The organism is Luteibacter yeojuensis, assembly GCF_011742875.1.
Classification (GTDB): domain Bacteria; phylum Pseudomonadota; class Gammaproteobacteria; order Xanthomonadales; family Rhodanobacteraceae; genus Luteibacter; species Luteibacter yeojuensis.
The window spans coordinates 493,751-511,289 of the sequence record NZ_JAAQTL010000002.1; the positions used below are offsets into that span (position 1 = coordinate 493,751).

Below are 17,539 nucleotides of genomic sequence, written 5' to 3' on the forward strand. Positions count from 1 at the left end.
GGACGAAACCGAACCCGCCGGGCCACCACGTGTCGATCGAAGAAGCCATCACCCCCGCCCGCGACGAACGGCTCACCGCCGAGCGCGCCTATGAGCTTTATTGGGCCGACCTGCTCGACCGCGACGCCGCCTTTACCTGCGTCGGCACGGGATGCTCGGCCGCCCTGATCTGCGCCTGCCTCGACAAGCCCGAGCAGAACCTCCGCATACGGCCGTACTTCCGCTCGTACCGGCTGGAGGACCACGCGGAAACCTGCGAGGTGGCGCACGGCCGCGGCGAGGTGAAGGCGGTGAAACAGCCCGACGTGTTCGAAGCCGAACGCCCGGCGGGTCATTTCCGCACGGAAGCCCCCTCGGGCAGATCCGCGGCGACCACCCCGACGGTACGCCGCGTGGCTGCCGCGCCCGCGGCCGGCCTGATACCCCGCGCCAGCCATTACTACCGCCTGTCCTCGCTGGTGCAGAAGTTCCTCGAACACCGGCGCGACAAGGATCTGGCCGACGCCACCGTCGAGATCGGCGGCGAGACGACGACTTACGAGGCGCTGTTCCGCAACGTCTACCGGCAGAAGGTCGCCGACCTGCTCGGCACCCGCGCCGTCTGGTGGGGCACGGCGTCGATCCGCGCAACGAAGGAAGGCGGCTACTACCTCCGGTTTTCGCGCCCGTTCCGCCATGAGGACGCCGAGCTGCGTCCGACGATCACGCTCACCGCGAAGGACATCGAGGCCTATCCCGTGCGCAAGCTGCTGCGCGCGCGCCTGGACAAGCTCATCGCCGAATCGGACGGCTACTGCGTCGCCTTCGTCTGGGCCAAGCCCTGGATGCCGAAGGACGCCGGGAAGCCTTTCGTCCGCTTCTACGTGAACAACCTCGACCACATCGACGTGCGCGGCCCGGAGATCCTCGAGGAGCTGAAGAACACGTCCAGGGTCGGAAGCTGATGCGGTAGCATCGCGCCATGTCGCCCAAACGCCGCAAACGCCTGCGCCTGCCCTTCGTCCGCCACCCGCGCGACGCGTCGCACGATTTCGACGACGCGAGCTACGACGGCGGCACCTCGGGTGGGGCGTACCTGCGGCACGTGGTGATCCTGGCGATCGTGCTTGCCGCGATCGCCTTCTTCATCCGCCAGTTCTTCTGATCCCGTCGCAGGGACGACGTAGGCAGGAAACCCGGTAGATCCTCGCCTCGTCCGGACGCAACGCTCCCCTTGCTTCGTCGCCGTGCGTCGAGAGCAGCACCTTCCCGGCGGGCTCCGGCATGGGAAGGTCTGCGGGAGCGCCGGTAAAGTTCAGCACGACGACCACGCGCTCGCCGTCGTGGGTACGCTCGTAGGCGAGCGCCGCTTCGTCGGCCAGCAATAGACGGATGTCGCCCCGGCTCAACGCCGGCGTCTCCCGCCGCAGCCGCAGCAGCGCCCTGTACAGCGACAGCATCGACGACGGATCGCCCTCCTGCGTCGCGACGTTGCGGGTATCCACGTCGTCGCCGATACGTAGCCAGGGTCTCCCCCGGGTAAAGCCCGCTCCCTCGCGCGGATACCAGCGCATCGGCGTCCGTTGGGGGTCCCTTCCCAGCCCCTTGTGCGGCTCGTTGAGTTCGAACGGATCGCGCACTTCGTCGAACGGGACAGGCACATCGCGCATGCCGATCTCGTCGCCGTAGTACATCGTGGGCGTGCCGCGCAGGGTCAGCAGGAGCATCGCCGCGACGCGCGCCTGCGCGTCCCCCACCCGCGATGCGATCCGCGGCTTGTCGTGGTTGCCCAGTACCCAGTTGGGCCAGCCACCGGATGGCAGCGCGGCTTCGTAACGGGTCACGAGGCCGGCGATCGCCCGCGCGGTCCAGGGCGTGCCGATCAGCAGGAAGTTGAACGGCAGGTGTGCACCCGACAGATCCTCGCCGTAATAGGCGACGATGCGCTCCAGCGGCAGGTACAGCTCGCCGATGAGGACGCGGTCCGGAAACTCGTCCACCACCGAGCGCATGGCGGACACCACGCCCTGCGTCTCCGGTATGTCGGCGGTATGCAGAGGCAAGTACCTGTGCGATTCCGCATCGATGCCTTCGTGGAACGCGGGATTGGGCGGGTTGTCACGGAAGGCCGCATCCTTCATCACGTGGTAGATCACGTCCACGCGGAATCCGTCCACGCCACGCCGCAACCAGAAGCGCATCGATTCGTACATCGCCTCGCGCAGCGCGGGGTGACGCCAGTTGAGGTCCGGCTGCCTGTCGAGGAAGAGGTGCAGGTAGTACTGCGCGGTGAGCGGATCGAAGGTCCACGCGCTGCCGCCGAAATTGGACAGCCAGTTGTTTGGCGGGCCACCGTCCGGCGCCGGGTCGCGCCAGATGTACCAGTCGCGGAAGACACTATCGCGCGAGCGGCGGCTTTCGCGGAACCACGGATGCTCGTCGGAGCTATGGTTCGGGACGAAGTCGAGAATCACCTTCAATTCCAGCGCATGGGCATCGGCGATCAACGCATCCATGCCGGCGATGTCGCCGAACAGCGGATCGATGCCGCGGTAGTCGCTCACGTCGTAGCCGAAATCGGCCATGGGCGAGGGATAGACGGGCGATATCCACAGTGCGTCCACGCCGAGCCCGGCAAGGTAGGGCAGCTTGCAGCGGATCCCGGCGAGGTCGCCGATGCCGTCTCCGTTCGCATCGGCGAAGGAGCGCGGATACACCTGATACACGACGCCGTCGCGCCACCACGAGCCTTCCACCCATCGCCTCCTCGGCTCCTACAGCAAAGCGAAGCCTCGCTTGCCGGATGTGTACGAAATGCCTTCACACACCCTCGCTCAGCCTCGGGAGCACCCCATTGCCCGGATGCCGTCATGATCAACGACCTCTGGTACAAGAACGCCATCGTCTACTGCCTTTCCGTGGGATCGTTCCAGGATTCCAACGGCGACGGCGTCGGCGATTTCCAGGGACTGGGCCGCCGGCTGGCCTATCTGCAAGGGCTGGGGGTGACAGCGTTGTGGCTGATGCCGTTCCAGACCTCTCCCGGCAAGGACGGCGGGTACGACATCTCCGATTACTACAACGTCGACCCCCGCTACGGCACCCTCGGCGATTTCGTCGAGTTCACCCACACGGCGCGCCAGCGCGGCATGCGCGTGATGATCGACCTGGTCGTGAACCATACCTCGGACCGCCACCCCTGGTTTCGCGAGGCCTGCCGCGATCCGTCGTCGAAATACCGCGACTGGTATGTCTGGTCGAAGACCCGCCCCGACCATGCCGACGAAGGCATGGTCTTTCCCGGCGTGCAGAAAAGCACCTGGACTTACGAGAAGACCGCGAAGGCCTGGTATTTCCACCGCTTCTACCACTTCCAGCCCGACCTCAACACCTCCAACCCGTATGTGCAGGCGGAGATCCTGAAGATCATGGGTTTCTGGACCCAGCTCGGCGTGTCCGGCTTCCGCATGGATGCCGTGCCCTTCGTGATCTCGACCAAGGGTGCCGACGTCAGGCGCCCGAAAGAGCAGTTCGACATGCTGCGCAGCTTCCGCGAACTGTTGCAGTGGCGGCAGGGCGATGCCGTGATCCTCGCCGAAGCGAACGTGCTGCCGCGCGACGACATGGAATACTTCGGCTCGGACGGCGACCGCCTGCAGATGATGTTCAACTTCCAGGTGAACCAGCATCTGTTCCATGCGCTGGCATCCGCCGACGTGCGTTCGCTGGCGGGTGCGTTGCGGAAGACCCGCGCCCGCCCGACCACGGCGCAGTGGGCGCAGTTCCTGCGCAACCACGACGAACTCGACCTTGGCCGCCTTTCGCCCACGCAACGCGAACGGGTCTTCGCGGCGTTCGGTCCCGACAAGGACATGCAGCTCTACGACCGGGGCATCCGCAGGCGCCTCGCGCCGATGCTGCGCAACGACCGCCGCCGCATCGAGCTGGCGTACAGCCTGTTGTTCAGCCTGCCGGGCACGCCGGTCCTGCGCTATGGCGACGAGATCGGGATGGGCGACGACCTCTCGCTGCCCGAGCGCGAGTGCGCACGCACCCCCATGCAATGGTCGACGGAGCCTTTCGGCGGCTTCACCCGGTTGCGTCGCGGCGGCAGGACGGTGATCTCGAAAGGCCCGTTCGGCTACCCGCACGTCAACGTCGCCCAGCAGCGGCGCGACCCGGGATCGTTGCTCAACTGGATGGAGCGGCTCATCCGCATGCGCAAGGAGATCCCCGAGGTCTCCTGGGGCGACTTCGAGGTGTTGCCCCTGGACGACAACGCCGTGCTGATGATGCGCTACACCTGGCGCGGAAACGCCGTGCTGTTCCTGCACAACCTTTCCGACGCGCCCGTGGAGGCGAGTTTCGCCGGCCCGGACCAGCTGACCAACGTGCTCTCGGACGACCACAGCACGCCCGGGGAGCACGGCCGCCACCAGATCATGCTCGAGCCCTACGGTTACCGCTGGTTCCGCGAGGGCGGGCTGGGCTACATCCTCGATCGAGTGGAAATCGACGGAATCTGAGCAGGCTACCTCTTAAGGGGGTAGGTGCCGATCCTTGCATGCGCAATGCTTGGGTTGTCCTCCGATACCTAGAAAGGATCGGCCTCCATGTACCGCGCCGAACCCGTTTGCAGCATCCGCCGTGCGGACCTCCCCACGGTCATCGTCGACCTGGCCCAGCGCTCCGCCGCCATCGACCGGGGCGACCGACAGGGCAGCACCAGCCTCGTGGAAGATTTGCGGGGCCGGGCGCAGCTGACCGAAATCGCCCTCGACGACGCCTCCAACGACCTGCTCCTGGTTTACCGTGCCGCCTGCGCGGCCGATGCCGACGGTGCAGGCGCCATCCTGTTCCGCCGCCAGGCGGAGGGCGACAAGGAAGCCGGGCACCCGCCGGCCGTCCGCACCCTGGCCCAGGTATTGTTCGACAGCCTGCGCGCCGAGGCACCCAACACCCCCTTGCTCGCCCATGTGGCGCTGGCCTTGCGCGCCCTCCTCGGCGGCCCCTCGCCGCGCGAAGACGGCGGGGCGCCTCGCGGCGGGCTCGCCACCTGGCAGGAGCGCCGCGCCGTCGCCTATATGGACGAGCGGCTCGACCAGTCCTTCCCCGTATCCGCCGTGGCCGAGGCCTGCGGGCTCTCGGTCAACCATTTCTCGCGTGCCTTCCGCCGCAGCATGGGCAAGCCGCCGCACCGCTGGCTGCTCGACCGGCGCATCGATCGCGCCCGGGAGCTCCTGCGCGATACCACCCTATCGCTGGCCGACATCGCCCTGGCCTGCGGTTTTGCCGAACAAAGCCACTTTACCCGCGTCTTCACCCGTACCGTCGGCATGCCGCCGGGAGCCTGGCGACGCGCGGCGGACTGATATGGGTAGCGAAGAGACGACTTCCTCCGCCCTCGGCCTGGGCCGGGACCTGATGCTGGCCGGCTCGCGCCTGCGCGATGCCGTCGGTCGTCGTGCCCAGCGCGAGTTCGGGCTCACGGCGCTGCAGAGCGACATGCTGCTCCTGCTCGCCCTGCGCGGGAGCATGATCTCCACCGAGCTGGCCATGGCCTGCGGCGTCAACGCCAGCACCGTCACGCACGCCGTGGACGCCGGTATCGAGCGCGGCCTGATGGTCCGCGAGCGCAACGCGGAGGACCGCCGCCTGGTCGACATCGCGCTGACCCTGGCCGGCAAGCGCATGGCCGAGCGGGTAAGGGCCCTGGTGGCCGACCTCGCGCGGACGGCCCTCGAAGGAGTGGACCAGCCGGCCGTGCTCGCCGAGAGCCTGGCCCAGGTCACCCGCAACCTGGAAAAGGGGCAGGCCCCCTAAGCGGCCCGGCGCCCGAAGATCAGGTGCAGCCCGAACAGGGCGAAGATCGCTCCCGCGCCGCCATCGATCCAGCGGCTGGCACGCACGTAGCCGCGGCGCATGGCCGGCAGGGCGAAGATGCCCGCCACCACGGAGAACCACAGCATGGTCTCCAGTGTCACCATGGCCCACAGGCCCCAGCGCGCGGTGCCGGACATGCCGTCGCCCACGAAAGCCGAAAAGATCGAGGCGAAGTAGATCGCCGCCTTCGGGTTCGCCAGGTTGGTCGCCAGGCCCCGGAGCAGCGCGCGCAGGGGGCTGGAACCGCGCACGTCGACGACCGGCACGCCCGCATCCGGCTTCACCTTCCACGATGCGCGGAGCATCTGGAAGCCCATCCAGCACAGGTAGGCGCCACCGGCGACCGCGATGCCGCGATCCAGCCAGGCCAGCTGGCGCAGCAGGATGTGCAGGCCCAGGAGGGCCAGCGCGGCCCATACCGCCACGCCAAGGGCGATGCCGACCACGCCCGCGAAGGCTTCCCGCCGCGAGCGGCTGGCGGCGAGCTGGGAGACGAAGAAGAAATCGGGGCCTGGCGTGACCAGGGCGACGATCTGGACGATGGCGATGGTGAGGAAGAGGTTCATTCCCTCGATTGTCGCCCCTGCGGCGGCAGGGGCCTAGTGTCTTTCCGCACTCCGCCTTGCCCCCCAGGGATTCCTCCCGTAACCTCGCGTTTTTTAAAGCGGTCACGGGGCTACCCCCGGCCTTCGAAGGGGTAAGTCACGATGCTGGGTCTGCTGGGCCACGTTCTCTTTGGCCTGTTCGGTTTGGTGGTGCTCGTCGCCATCGCCTTCTGTTTCTCCAACAACAAGCGCCAGGTCGACTGGAAGCTCGTCGGTACCGGCGTGCTCCTGCAGATCGCCTTCGCCGCGATCGTGTTGAAGGTGCCGCTGGGCCGCGACGTCTTCGATGCCATCGCCACCGGCTTCGTGCGCTTGCTCGACTACGTGGACGTCGGCTCCCGCTTCATCTTCGGCAGCCTGCTCGACAGCGACAAGTTCGGCGTCATCTTCGCCGTGAAGGTGTTGCCCACCATCGTCTTCTTCGCCTCGCTCACCGGCGTGCTCTACCACCTGGGCGTGATGCAGCAGATCGTGAAGGGCATGGCCTGGGTGATCACCAAGGTGATGCGCGTGTCCGGCGCCGAGACCACCAGTGTCTGCGCGAGCGTATTCATCGGCCAGACCGAGGCGCCGCTCACCATCAAGCCCTACATCGAGCGCATGACCCAGGCCGAGCTCATGACCGTCATGATCGGCGGCATGGCCCACATCGCCGGCTCGGTAATGGCTGCCTACGTGGCGATGCTCGGCGGCGACGATCCCGTGCAGCGCACGTTCTACGCGAAGCACCTGCTCACCGCGAGCGTGATGGCCGCGCCGGCCACCATGGTGCTGGCCAAGATCCTCGTGCCCGAGACGCAGGAGCCGCTCACCCGCGGCACCGTGAAGATCGAGGTGGAGAAGACCACCGCCAACGTCATCGACGCCGCCGCCACCGGCGCGGGCGACGGCCTGAAGCTCGCCATGAACGTCGGCGCGATGCTGCTGGCCTTCATCGCGCTCATCGCCCTCATCAACGGCCCGGTGCAGTGGGTGGGCACGATCGGCGGCGAGCACAGCGTCAACGCGTGGCTCTCGGCCAGCGCGGGCCACCCGATCGCGCTCAGCCTCGAAACGATCTTCGGCTGGATCCTCGCCCCGGTGGCGTGGCTCATCGGCGTGCCGTGGCACGACGCCACCCTCGTGGGCAGCTTCATCGGCCAGAAGGTGGTCATCAACGAGTTCGTCGCTTACGCCGACCTCGCCCGCCACCTCGACGACCTGATGCCGCAGAGCCGCCTCATCGCCACGTATGCGCTGTGCGGCTTCGCCAACTTCTCGTCCATCGCCATCCAGATCGGCGGCATCGGGGGCCTTGCCCCGAACCGTCGCGGCGACCTCGCCCGTCTCGGCCTGCGCGCCGTGCTGGGCGGCTCCATCGCCACCTTCATGACGGCGACCATCGCCGGCGTGCTCGAGCAGTTCTGACGGCATGACCGCCGTGCGCCTGCTGGTGGTCGGCGGATACAGCGAGGAAGAGCGCTGGCGCACGCCGCGTCTTCCCCGCCCTGGCGAGCCCGCCTACGCCGACGACTTCGAGCGCCGGCCCGGCGGCAAGGCCTTCCACCAGGCGCTGGCCGCCGCCCGCGCGGGCGTGCCGACCGGACTGGTCGCCGCCATCGGCGACGACACCATCGATCCCTCCGGACTCCCGGCCAACGTCGTCGCGCGGTGGCAGGTGGTCTCCGGCGTCCGGACGGGGCGGACCGCCATCGTGCTGGATGCGAAGGGACAGGCGCTTTCGGTGTTGTCCCCCGGCGCCAACGACCATCTCGATGCGGGCTTCGTCGCCGCGCAGGCGGACCTGTTCGACGGCGCGAAAGTGCTGCTCGCCTCCACCGAGGCGAACATCGACGCGGTGGCGGCCACCCTCGAACTCGCCGGTACGAAGCGGCTGCTGCGCGTGCTCGATCCGGGCCCGTTACCGCCCGGCCTTTCCGTGCGCGAGTTCGCCAGCACCGACGTGCTGCTGCTCGACGTGCACGAGTTCGCCCGCGTGTGCGGACGCTTCCTCTCCATCGACATCACCGCGCAGGCCGTGACGGGCATGGACGATACGACGATCAATGCGCTCGCCCGACGCCTGTGCGCGGGCACGGTGGTGGTGTCGCTGGACCGCAGCTGCCTCGTGTCGCACGGGAGCGACCGGCACGGCGACGCGGCGGATCTTTATCGCGTACCCACCTGCGGCGCCGGCGATACGTTCAAGGGCACGCTGGCGGCGCGGCTGGTCGACGCGCCCTGCTTCCGCGACGCCCTCGTCGCGGCCTGCTCCGCCTCAACCGTGTAGGAGCCCACCGTCGCTGTAGGAGCCGCTATAGCGGCGAGAAGCCCACGAAGCGATGAAGCGGCGAGGCACGTTCCCTTGCCGCTATAGCGGCTCCTACAGCGCGTGGCCGACCTTGATTTCGTAAACGGCATCCCAGCACTTGCCCGTCACGAACAGCCGGTCGTGCGCCGCGTCGTAGGCGATGCCGTTGAGGACGTCGTCGGCGGGGTTGTCCACGTGCTGCATGGCGGCCAGGTTGCCCAGGTCGATCCATCCGGTCACGTGACCGGTCGCGGGGTCGATGCGCGCGATGCGCGAGGTCTGCCACACGTTCGCGTAGATCTCGCCCTTCACCCATTCCAGCTCGTTGATCTGCCGCAGCGGCTGGCCGTCGACGGTAACGTCGATCGAACCCGTCTGCGCGAAGGAGTCCGGATCGAGGATGCGGATACGCGGCGTGCCGTCGCTCATGAAGATGTGCGAGGCATTCCGTGTCATCGCCCAGCCCTCCCCGGGATAACGGATCTGGCCCAGCAGGGCGAACGACTTGCGGTCGTAGAGGAAGCCAATGCCCTCCTGCCAGGTGAGCTGCAGGATCTTCGAGCCGCTGGCGACGATGCCTTCGCCGAAGAGGTGCAGCGGCGTTTCCCGCTGCTGCACCACCTCTGCCGTGTCCAGGCGCACCTTGCGCACGCCGGCCTGGACATACCCGCCGGTGCTCTCGAAGAGGAACCCGTCTTCGTAGTACAGGCCTTCGGTGAAGGCCTGGCGGTCATGCGGGTAGATGTGCACGACGTGCGCCGTGTACGTCGGCACATCGATCGCCATCAGCCGTTCTTCTTCAACCAGGCGTCCACCGCGGGCAGGCGCTCGTTACGCACCATCACGCGGTACTTGATGTTGGCCATGCTGGTTTCCGCATCGCGCCGCGAGGTCGGGGCGATGTACTTGTCGGCGAATGCCTTGACCTTGTCGACCATGGCGATATCCATCGAACCGCTCGCCAGCCTCGGGTAGTAGCGCGACGTGGAGGTCGAATCCACGAAGTGGTCCACCTTGTCCTTGTGCGCCACGGCGAAGTCGAACGCCAGCTCCGGATGGGCGCGCGACGCGGCGGAGATCATCGCCGCACTGTTGGTCGCGCCGGGTTCGTCGGTGAGCGCGAGTTCCAGCGCCCGCTTCGCCAGCGCCTCGTCTTCCGGCGTCGCCAGCAGGGCATACAGGCGGTCCTTCACCAGCGGGGTCTTTTCCGCCTTGGCTTCGGCGTGCAGCTTGTCCCAGGTAGCGGCATCCGCATGCGCGGCCACCACGGCAAGGATCGACTTGCGCAGTTCGGCCGGCATGGTGTTCGTTTCGTAACGATGGCGCGCCTCGGCGATCACCTTTGCGTCGCCCAGGTGGGCCAGCGTGCCGATCAGGTGCGCACGGAGGATGGCGGCCGGCGCTTCCTCGCCCGGCCGCGCTTCCCAGCCCAGCTGGGCGAACTTCGGCTCGAGACGGGAGATGGCGTACTTGCGCAACGCGGCCTGGCGCTTCGCATCGCCCTGGTAGTAATCGTCGAGCGCGGACATGTCGCCGGCAACGTCCTCCCACAGCAACGGCGAGGCATCGAGCGGCACCGCCTTGATCAGGTCGAGCACGTCGGACGACGGTTGCAGGCCGGCCATGCCGAGGGCCCAGACGTCGGCGGTGAGGCCAAGCTGGTCGATCGGGTCGAGCGTCGCGAACGCGCCCTGCAACGCCTTGATCTGCGCGGGCGCATAGAGCGTGCGGTAGTAGCCGGTCTGGCCGGCGTTCACCAGCACCGGCGCGCAGCCGGCGACGGTGAGCGTGCCCGCGCCGTCCGTCAGCAGCGTGGACGCCGGGGCACCGCCGACGGTCTTCGCGATCACCGGCACGTGCCAAACGAGCGGCTTCTTCTCCGGGCGGTCGCGGGTGAACTCGCCCTGCGACAGCTTCAGCGTGGTGGAGCCGTTGGCGCAGGACACCGACTCGACGCGCACGAGCGGAATGCCCGGCTGCAGCGTGAAGTCGTGGGCCACCGTGCTCACCGGCTTGCCGGCCGCCGCGTCGATCTCTTTCCAGAGATCGTCGGACACCGTGTTGGAATACTTGTGCGCCTTGATGTACGCCTGCACACCCTTCTGCCAGGTGTCGGCGCCCACATAGGCCTCGAGCATGCGGATGACCGATTCACCCTTGGCATAAGTGATCGAGTCGAACGCCTGGCTGGCCTGCTCCACCGTTTCCACGTGCTGCACGACGGGGTGCGTGGTGGCGACGGCGTCGCGCGCCATGGCGCCTTCGCGGATGAGCACGGCTTCAAGGTTGGTGTGCCATTCCGGATGCAGGCGCTCCGTGGTGCGCGAGGCGAGCCAGGAGGCGAAACCCTCGTTCAGCCACAGGTCGTCCCACCAGCGCATGGTCACCAGGTCGCCGAACCACTGGTGCGCCATTTCGTGCGCGGCGGTGTTGAACACGGCCTGCTTGTCGGCCTGGGTGGAGAAGCCCGGATCGAGCAGGAGCGCGTACTCGAACGTGTAGATGGCGCCCCAGTTCTCCATGGCGGAGAAGAACTGGCTCTGGCCAGGCGAAGCGATGTTGTCGAGCTTCGGCAGCGGGTACGGCACGCCGAAGTACGCGTTGTACTCCTTCAGCACGGCCTTGCCGGAGTCCAGCGTGAACTTCGCCTGCGAGGTGAGGCCCTTCTGCGTGATGACACCGATCTCCACGCCGTCGCTCTTCGTCGTGGCGCGGTCGAACTCGCCCATGCCGAAGAACAGCAGGTAGGTGGACATCTTCGGCGACTGCTGGAAGGTGACCTGGGTGAGACCGTTGCCGAGGTCCTTCTTCGAGGCGGCCGGCATGTTGCTCACGGCCATGTCCTTGCCCGGTACGGTGGCCTGCAACGTGAAGGTCGCCTTGTACGCCGGCTCGTCCCAGGACGGGATGAAGCGGCGGGCGTCGGAGTTTTCGAACTGCGTGTAGAGCGCGCGCTTCTTGCCGTCGGCCTTGGTGTCGTAGTCGATCGCGAACAGGCCGTTGGCCTGCGTGCCGATCTTGCCGGTGTACTTCATCGACAAGGTGTACGAGCCGGCGGGAATAGCGTGATCGAAGGTGAAAGTGGCGGTCTGCGCCTTCGCGTCGACGGCGACCTTCGGCGCCGCGAAGCTCGCCTTGCCCTTCGAGGGCACCAGCGTCACGTCGGCGAAGGTCATGTCGATGGCGTTGAGCGTGATCGACGCCGTGGGCTGGAGCACGTCGACGGCGATGGACACCTTGCCGTCGAAAGTCAGCGTGTCGGGATGGGGAACGACGGACACGTCGTAATGCGACGGGCGCACCGTCCGCGGCAGCTGCGTCGTGGCGAGCTGGCTGGTGTCGGCGGCAGGGGCGGCGACGGCGGTGGCGGAGAGACCGGCGAGCGCGAAAGCGATCGCGCTGACGAGAGGTGTACGCATGGCAAGCCCTTGGGTTCGCGCCCCGCCGGACATCCGGCGGCGGTCGATCCGCCGATGGTCGCGGGGGGCGCGGGCGTCGCGGAAGCGCCGGAAGTCATGGGCGCAGGTTCTTGCGCAGGGGCCCAGCGACTTCCTACCTGTCTCGCCAGACCCTCCACCACGCCCTCTTCTCAAGCTTCCGCAACGCTTTCAAATGCCCTCTCGCGGCCGCCTTGCGGAACCACGCCCGGGCGATCGAGAGGTTGCGCGGTACGCCTTCGCCACGCTCGTGGCACACACCCAGCTCGAACTGCGCATCGGCGTGGCCCGCGCCGGCGGCAAGCCTGAGGAGGCGAACCACCTCCAGCACGTTGCGCGGCTGGCCGCGCCCTTCGTCGAGCATCCTCGCCAGGGCGTACTGGGCGGGCGCATGCCCCCGCTCGGCGGCCAGCGCCAGCCAGCGCACCGCCTCGCGGTCGTTGCGGGTCACGCCGTCGCCGGAGGCCAGGCGCTGGCCGAGCAGGAACTGCCCCGCGACGTCCTGCGGGCCGAGGCGTGCGTCGCGTTCGAGGGCCGGGGCTTCCGGACCCGGCATCGCCGCGAGTTCGGCCAGGTGCCGGCGCGCCTCGCTGTCGCCCTGCTCCGCGGCCAGGCCGAACCAGTAACGCGCCTGTTCGCGATCTTCCGGCAAGGCGCTCGCTTCCAGGTGCAGCTTGCCCAACGCGAACTGCGCGCTGGCGTTACCCAACTCGGCGGCACGCCGGTAATGGTGTTCGCCCGCCACGGTGTCGCGGGGCACGCCGATGCCGTCGCAGTACATATGGGCCAGGCTGCACAGCGCGTCGGCGTAGCCGGCCGCGTCGGGCTGGCCCTGCTCGACGGCGCGGGCATAGTAGGTGAAGGCGAGTTCCGCGTCGCGCGGCACGCCGCGCCCGAAGTAATGCGACACGCCAAGGTTCACGCACGCCTGCACATGCCCCTGGTCGGCCGCGAGCGTCCACCAGCGCAGGGCTTCCTGCCGGTCCGTCGGGGCGCCGTGGCCGCGGGCATGGAGGGTGCCCAGCGCGCATTGGGCGTCCGCCGATCCCGCCTCGGCCGCACGCCGGTACCATCCGGCGGCCTCGAAGGGGTCGCGAGGCACGCCCAGCCCTTCCGCATGGTGGGCCGCGAGGCGGCACTGGCTTTCGAGATGGCCCTGCTCCGCCGCGCGGCGGAACCACTGCGCGGCGCGGAAGCGGTCCTGTGCCACGTGCTCGCCTTCGGCGTACATGTGTGCCACTTCGAACTGCGCGCGCACGTCCCCGAGCTGCGCCGCCTTCTCCAGGCGACCGAATTTCTGCAAGGCGTCCATCTCCGCGACGAACCGATGGTCGCCGAGCGCGCCGGTCCTCCCCTGCGACATACCGTTCCCCTGCAAACGCCTGTCGATCGTGGCGCCGGATCATAGGCGGAAGCCGGGCGGGAAGATATCGGCATTTTGGAGGGGTGCCCAAAGGCCTTGCCTTGGGCTATGGGGCCGGCGGGAGTAAAAACGATGCCTGGCGCGCACGAAGGGAGGATGATGCGGCGATCCCCATCGGAACGCCCTCCATGAAAGCCATCGTTTATACCCAGCACGGCCTGTCGATCGACGATCCCGCCTCCCTGGTTGAAACAGACCTGCCGAAGCCCGTGCCGGGCCCCCGCGACCTGCTCGTGGCCGTGAAGGCCGTCTCGGTGAATCCGGTGGATACCAAGCAGCGGAACAACGTGCCGGTGACCGAGCCGCGCGTGATCGGTTTCGATGCCGTGGGCACCGTGACGGCGGTGGGCGATGGCGTGACCCTGTTCAAGGAAGGCGACGAGGTGTTCTACGCCGGCTCGCTCGTGCGTCCCGGCAGCAACGCGGAATTCCAGCGGGTGGACGAGCGCATCGTGGGCCGCAAGCCGCGAACGCTCGACGCCGCCCACGCCGCCGCGCTGCCGCTCACGGCCCTTACCGCCTGGGAAATGCTGTTCGACCGGCTGAAGGTCGCCGAGGGCGGCGGCGAGACGATCCTCATCATCGGTGCCGGCGGCGGCGTCGGGTCCATCCTCGTCCAGCTGGCCCGCAAGCTGACCGGGCTCACCGTGATCGGAACGGCTTCGCGCAAGGAAACCGTGGACTGGGTGACCGGCCTCGGCGCGCACCACGTCATCGACCACGGCAAGCCGCTCGGCCCGCAACTGGAGGCGTTGGGCATCAAGGAAGTGGACCACGCGGTGAGCCTGACCCACACCGAAGAGTATTTCGACCAGCTCGTCGCGATCGTGAAGCCGCAGGGCCAGTTCGGCCTCATCGACGACCCCAAGGCACTCGACGCGACCAAGCTGAAGCGCAAGGCCATCTCGCTGCATTGGGAATCGATGTTCACCCGCTCCACCTACCAGACGCCGGACATGGCGAGGCAGCACGACATCCTCAACCGCGTGGCGGACCTCGTCGACGCCGGTACGCTGCGCACGACCTTCGGCGAGCACTTCGGCAGGATCACGGCCGAGAACCTGCGGCGGGCGCATAAGCTGATCGAGAGCCACCAGGCCCGCGGCAAGATCGTGCTCGAGGGTTTCTGAGTACCCGTCTCGCCGCTCAGTCCAGCATGCCCCGGATGCGAGCCAGCAGGACATCGATCTCGAACGGCTTCGCGATCATGTCCGTCCCCTGCCCCAGGAACCGGGACCGCTCCATCGCGTTCTCGGCGTAGCCGGTCATGAACAGCACCGGCAACGCCGGGCGCCATGCGCGTGCCGCTTCCGCCAGTTCGCGGCCGTCCATGCCAGGCATGCCGATATCGGTGAGCAGGAGGTCGATGACAGTGTGCCGATCCGCGAAAGCCGTTCGAGGAACGTGCAGGTCTCGCTCCCCCGGGCGCGTGATTTCAGTTGACGAAGTCTTCACGCAAGACACGGTATCTGCGTCGCCCACGACCCACCCTAAGAGCGGATTTGCATGGCCACCGAACGCCCCCTCGTTGTCCTCCTGGTCGAGGACGATGACGCCATCCGCGAAATCTCCGCGATGATCCTTGAGGACGCCGGTCACGAGGTCCACGCCATGCCGAACGGCGATGCCGCGGAGCGGTGGTTGGATGCGCGGACGCCCGCCTTGTTCCCCGACGTGCTGTTCACCGACGTGCGCATGCCTGGCAGGGTGAAGGGCCAGGACCTGGCCCTGCGCCACCACGTCGACATGCATGTGCTGGTGACCTCCGGCGAGATGCGCGACCAGCACCCGTGGCTGGTCGAAGGCATGGGCTATCTCCCCAAACCCTACGACCGCAAGACGTTGCTCGCGGCCGTCGAGGGTGTCGCTGCCTGAGGCTTCAGGCCTTGTCGACCACCCGGCAGATCCTGCCGCCCGAGAACGCGAATTCGGAACTGCCGCGCATCTCCACGACCGTGCCCGCGCGCGGTCCGTCCGGGATGTCCTCGGCGATCTCGCCGTGGAAGTCGATCGTGGCGGCGACGGTATCCCCCTCTTCCACCAGCGCCACGACCGACTGGTGCCGCGACGCGAACATCGCGGCGCCGACGCGCGCCAGCTTCTCCAGGTCCGCCTTGCCGTCGGTCGCCACGCTGACCTCGTCGCCCGAGTGGTGCTCGAAGCGCACGTCGTCGGACAGGGTGGCGAGCATGCCTTCGATATCGAAGCGGTTATACGCATCGATATAGGCCTCGATGAGTGCCTGGCGGGCGGGATCGATGGCGGGGTTCGTCATGGCGCCATCATACATAGCCGTGGCGATGGCCGGATAGAGCAGGAACGTGCCTTGCCGCGACCTCCCCGGCCCCGTATGGTGCGGCTTCCGTCCCAACCGAGCATCCCGATGTCGCATTCGCAGGAGCACTCCCCCGAACATCTCAGGCGTAGCCTGTCGAACCGCCATCTGCAGCTGATCGCCATCGGCGGAGCCATCGGAACCGGGCTGTTCATGGGATCGGGCAAGACCATCAGCCTGGCCGGGCCGTCCATCCTGCTGGTGTACCTGATCATCGGCGTGATGCTGTTCTTCGTGATGCGGGCGATGGGCGAGCTGCTGCTCTCCAACCTCAACTACAAGTCGTTCATCGACTTCTCCACCGATCTCCTCGGTCCCTGGGCGGGCTTCTTCTGCGGCTGGACTTACTGGTTCTGCTGGATCATCACCGCCATCGCGGACGTGATCGCCATCGCCTCCTACGCGCAGTTCTGGTTTCCCGGTCTCGCGCCGTGGATACCCGCGGTGCTCTGCGTGCTCCTGCTGCTGACCTTGAACCTCACGACGGTCCGCCTTTTCGGCGAACTCGAGTTCTGGTTCGCCCTCATCAAGATCGTCGCCATCTGCGCGCTCATCGTCACCGGCTTCGGCATGGTGGCCTGGGCCTTCCAGTCGCCGGACGGACACGTGGCCTCGCTCGCGAACCTGTGGAACGACGGCGGCCTGTTCCCCATGGGCATCGGCGGATTCTTCGCCGGCTTCCAGATCGCCGTGTTCGCCTTCGTCGGCATCGAGCTGGTCGGCACCACGGCGGCCGAAACGGCGGACCCCGAACGCAACCTGCCCAAGGCGATCAACTCGATCCCCGTGCGCATCATCCTGTTCTACGTGCTGTCGCTCGTGGTGATCATGTCGGTGACGCCGTGGCGCCAGGTGCTGCCGGGCAAGAGCCCGTTCGTGGAACTGTTCGTACTCGCAGGCATTCCGGCGGCCGCCAGCCTGATCAACTTCGTGGTGCTCACCTCGGCCACGTCGTCGGCCAACAGCGGCATCTTCTCCACCAGCCGCATGCTGTTCGGACTGGCCGAGGAAGACCATGCGCCGAAGGCCTTTCACCACCTGTCGAAGGCGGCGGTACCCTCGCGCGGCCTGCTCTTCTCCTGCATCTGCCTGCTGGGCGGCGCGATGCTGGTATACGTGATCCCGAACCTCGTCACCGCATTCACGCTGGTGACGACGCTGGCGGCGATCCTCTTCATGTTCGTCTGGTCGCTGATCCTGGTGGCGTATATGGCCTACCGGAAGAACCGTCCCGAGCTGCACGCGGTGTCGAGCTACAAGATGCCCGGCGGGGTGTTCATGTGCTGGGCCTGCCTTGCGTTCTTCGCCTTCGTGCTGGTGTTGCTGGCACTGGAGAGCGATACGCGGCAGGCGTTGATCGCGAGTCCGGTGTGGTTCGCGATCCTTGGCATCGGATACGCGTTGCGCCGGAAGAAGGCCTGAAGCCGCCGCCATCGTCGTTCCGGCATGGGCGGGTGGCTTGCGATACGTGGTGGTTCGAGTCGCTGGGCCCCTGCCTCAAGACAAGAAAAGGCCCGCTCTTTCGAGCGGGCCTTTCCTTTACCGCTGAAGGCTACCTCAGAATGCCACGCGCACACCCGCGGTCAC

The 17,539-nt window shown here is 67.5% G+C and carries 17 protein-coding genes; 10 read left to right on the forward strand and 7 right to left on the reverse strand.

Annotation, left to right across the window (positions count from 1 at the left end; translation table 11 throughout):
- Positions 1 to 29: 29 nt before the first annotated feature.
- Together HBF32_RS17155 and HBF32_RS17160 are read left to right on the forward strand one after the other, a co-directional pair.
- Positions 30 to 944 (forward strand): hypothetical protein, encoded by a 915-nt coding sequence (locus HBF32_RS17155; protein WP_166700998.1) that lies wholly within the window; start codon positions 30 to 32, stop codon positions 942 to 944.
- 17 nt (positions 945 to 961) lie between these two features.
- The gene (locus tag HBF32_RS17160; RefSeq protein ID WP_166700999.1) at positions 962 to 1,144 is read left to right on the forward strand and encodes a hypothetical protein; all 183 of its coding nucleotides are present in this window, start codon (positions 962 to 964) and stop codon (positions 1,142 to 1,144) included.
- On the opposite strand, the gene HBF32_RS19660 is transcribed toward HBF32_RS17160, so the two are convergent.
- Positions 1,125 to 2,735: an alpha-amylase family glycosyl hydrolase gene (locus tag HBF32_RS19660; RefSeq protein ID WP_166701000.1), complete on the reverse strand. Its 1,611-nt coding sequence runs from the start codon at positions 2,733 to 2,735 to the stop codon at positions 1,125 to 1,127. The two genes, HBF32_RS17160 and HBF32_RS19660, sit on opposite strands and share 20 nt — an antisense overlap.
- Positions 2,736 to 2,849: 114 nt before the next feature.
- On the opposite strand from HBF32_RS19660, the gene HBF32_RS17170 reads away from it, so the two are divergent.
- The 3 genes from HBF32_RS17170 (at position 2,850) to HBF32_RS17180 (ending at position 5,802) form a co-directional block, all read left to right on the forward strand.
- On the forward strand, positions 2,850 to 4,505 hold the full coding sequence (locus HBF32_RS17170; RefSeq protein WP_166701001.1) for an alpha-amylase family protein: 1,656 nt from the start codon (positions 2,850 to 2,852) through the stop codon (positions 4,503 to 4,505).
- An 87-nt stretch (positions 4,506 to 4,592) separates the two neighbouring features.
- Complete coding sequence (locus HBF32_RS17175; RefSeq protein ID WP_166701002.1) at positions 4,593 to 5,351, forward strand: helix-turn-helix domain-containing protein; 759 nt, start codon at positions 4,593 to 4,595, stop codon at positions 5,349 to 5,351.
- A gap of 1 nt (position 5,352) precedes the next feature.
- Entirely contained in the window at positions 5,353 to 5,802 is a 450-nt protein-coding gene (locus tag HBF32_RS17180) for a MarR family winged helix-turn-helix transcriptional regulator (RefSeq protein WP_166701003.1), read from the forward strand.
- Here HBF32_RS17180 and HBF32_RS17185 read toward each other — a convergent pair.
- A complete protein-coding gene (locus tag HBF32_RS17185; RefSeq protein WP_166701004.1) occupies positions 5,799 to 6,428 on the reverse strand; it encodes a homoserine/threonine efflux transporter in 630 nt (209 codons plus the stop codon). The genes HBF32_RS17180 and HBF32_RS17185 overlap by 4 nt on opposite strands.
- 141 nt (positions 6,429 to 6,569) lie before the next feature.
- Here HBF32_RS17185 and HBF32_RS17190 point away from each other — a divergent pair, with 141 nt between their 5' ends.
- Both HBF32_RS17190 and HBF32_RS17195 read left to right on the forward strand, forming a co-directional pair.
- Entirely contained in the window at positions 6,570 to 7,874 is a 1,305-nt protein-coding gene (locus HBF32_RS17190) for a NupC/NupG family nucleoside CNT transporter (protein ID WP_166701005.1), read from the forward strand.
- A gap of 4 nt (positions 7,875 to 7,878) precedes the next feature.
- Positions 7,879 to 8,736, forward strand: coding sequence for a PfkB family carbohydrate kinase (locus tag HBF32_RS17195; protein WP_166701006.1), 858 nt, complete (start codon positions 7,879 to 7,881; stop codon positions 8,734 to 8,736).
- Between the two features lie 93 nt (positions 8,737 to 8,829).
- On the opposite strand, the gene HBF32_RS17200 is transcribed toward HBF32_RS17195, so the two are convergent.
- From HBF32_RS17200 to HBF32_RS17210, 3 genes are all read right to left on the reverse strand, one after another.
- The gene (locus HBF32_RS17200) at positions 8,830 to 9,543 is read right to left on the reverse strand and encodes a glutaminyl-peptide cyclotransferase (protein ID WP_166701007.1); all 714 of its coding nucleotides are present in this window, start codon (positions 9,541 to 9,543) and stop codon (positions 8,830 to 8,832) included.
- The gene (locus tag HBF32_RS17205) at positions 9,543 to 12,176 is read right to left on the reverse strand and encodes a M1 family metallopeptidase (RefSeq protein ID WP_166701008.1); all 2,634 of its coding nucleotides are present in this window, start codon (positions 12,174 to 12,176) and stop codon (positions 9,543 to 9,545) included. Before HBF32_RS17205 ends, HBF32_RS17200 begins: the two co-directional genes overlap by 1 nt.
- Positions 12,177 to 12,309: 133 nt before the next feature.
- Positions 12,310 to 13,557: a tetratricopeptide repeat protein gene (locus HBF32_RS17210; RefSeq protein ID WP_166701009.1), complete on the reverse strand. Its 1,248-nt coding sequence runs from the start codon at positions 13,555 to 13,557 to the stop codon at positions 12,310 to 12,312.
- Between the two features lie 188 nt (positions 13,558 to 13,745).
- On the opposite strand from HBF32_RS17210, the gene HBF32_RS17215 reads away from it, so the two are divergent.
- Positions 13,746 to 14,747: a zinc-binding alcohol dehydrogenase family protein gene (locus HBF32_RS17215; RefSeq protein ID WP_166701010.1), complete on the forward strand. Its 1,002-nt coding sequence runs from the start codon at positions 13,746 to 13,748 to the stop codon at positions 14,745 to 14,747.
- 16 nt (positions 14,748 to 14,763) lie between these two features.
- Here the strand turns inward: HBF32_RS17215 and HBF32_RS17220 are convergent, their stop codons facing one another.
- Positions 14,764 to 15,072 (reverse strand): response regulator, encoded by a 309-nt coding sequence (locus HBF32_RS17220; RefSeq protein WP_338039825.1) that lies wholly within the window; start codon positions 15,070 to 15,072, stop codon positions 14,764 to 14,766.
- A 51-nt stretch (positions 15,073 to 15,123) separates the two neighbouring features.
- Between HBF32_RS17220 and HBF32_RS17225 the strand changes: the two genes are divergently transcribed.
- Positions 15,124 to 15,492 (forward strand): response regulator, encoded by a 369-nt coding sequence (locus HBF32_RS17225; protein ID WP_166701012.1) that lies wholly within the window; start codon positions 15,124 to 15,126, stop codon positions 15,490 to 15,492.
- Between the two features lie 4 nt (positions 15,493 to 15,496).
- Here HBF32_RS17225 and HBF32_RS17230 read toward each other — a convergent pair whose 3' ends face one another.
- Entirely contained in the window at positions 15,497 to 15,892 is a 396-nt protein-coding gene (locus tag HBF32_RS17230) for a nuclear transport factor 2 family protein (RefSeq protein WP_166701013.1), read from the reverse strand.
- A gap of 108 nt (positions 15,893 to 16,000) precedes the next feature.
- Here HBF32_RS17230 and cycA point away from each other — a divergent pair, with 108 nt between their 5' ends.
- A complete protein-coding gene (gene cycA, locus HBF32_RS17235) occupies positions 16,001 to 17,374 on the forward strand; it encodes a D-serine/D-alanine/glycine transporter (RefSeq protein WP_166701014.1) in 1,374 nt (457 codons plus the stop codon).
- Positions 17,375 to 17,539: the final 165 nt, after the last annotated feature.

Coding starts and splice junctions, on each gene's coding strand:
- HBF32_RS17180 (WP_166701003.1), top strand. CDS start 5,353: ATGGGTAGCGAAGAGACGACTTCCTCCGCCCTCGGCCTGGGCCGGGAC.
- HBF32_RS17210 (WP_166701009.1), bottom strand. CDS start 13,557: ATGTCGCAGGGGAGGACCGGCGCGCTCGGCGACCATCGGTTCGTCGCG.
- HBF32_RS17190 (WP_166701005.1), top strand. CDS start 6,570: ATGCTGGGTCTGCTGGGCCACGTTCTCTTTGGCCTGTTCGGTTTGGTG.
- HBF32_RS17170 (WP_166701001.1), top strand. CDS start 2,850: ATGATCAACGACCTCTGGTACAAGAACGCCATCGTCTACTGCCTTTCC.
- cycA (WP_166701014.1), top strand. CDS start 16,001: ATGTCGCATTCGCAGGAGCACTCCCCCGAACATCTCAGGCGTAGCCTG.
- HBF32_RS17205 (WP_166701008.1), bottom strand. CDS start 12,176: ATGCGTACACCTCTCGTCAGCGCGATCGCTTTCGCGCTCGCCGGTCTC.
- HBF32_RS17160 (WP_166700999.1), top strand. CDS start 962: ATGTCGCCCAAACGCCGCAAACGCCTGCGCCTGCCCTTCGTCCGCCAC.
- HBF32_RS17230 (WP_166701013.1), bottom strand. CDS start 15,892: ATGACGAACCCCGCCATCGATCCCGCCCGCCAGGCACTCATCGAGGCC.
- HBF32_RS17215 (WP_166701010.1), top strand. CDS start 13,746: ATGAAAGCCATCGTTTATACCCAGCACGGCCTGTCGATCGACGATCCC.
- HBF32_RS17200 (WP_166701007.1), bottom strand. CDS start 9,543: ATGGCGATCGATGTGCCGACGTACACGGCGCACGTCGTGCACATCTAC.
- HBF32_RS17185 (WP_166701004.1), bottom strand. CDS start 6,428: ATGAACCTCTTCCTCACCATCGCCATCGTCCAGATCGTCGCCCTGGTC.
- HBF32_RS17225 (WP_166701012.1), top strand. CDS start 15,124: ATGGCCACCGAACGCCCCCTCGTTGTCCTCCTGGTCGAGGACGATGAC.
- HBF32_RS17175 (WP_166701002.1), top strand. CDS start 4,593: ATGTACCGCGCCGAACCCGTTTGCAGCATCCGCCGTGCGGACCTCCCC.
- HBF32_RS17195 (WP_166701006.1), top strand. CDS start 7,879: ATGACCGCCGTGCGCCTGCTGGTGGTCGGCGGATACAGCGAGGAAGAG.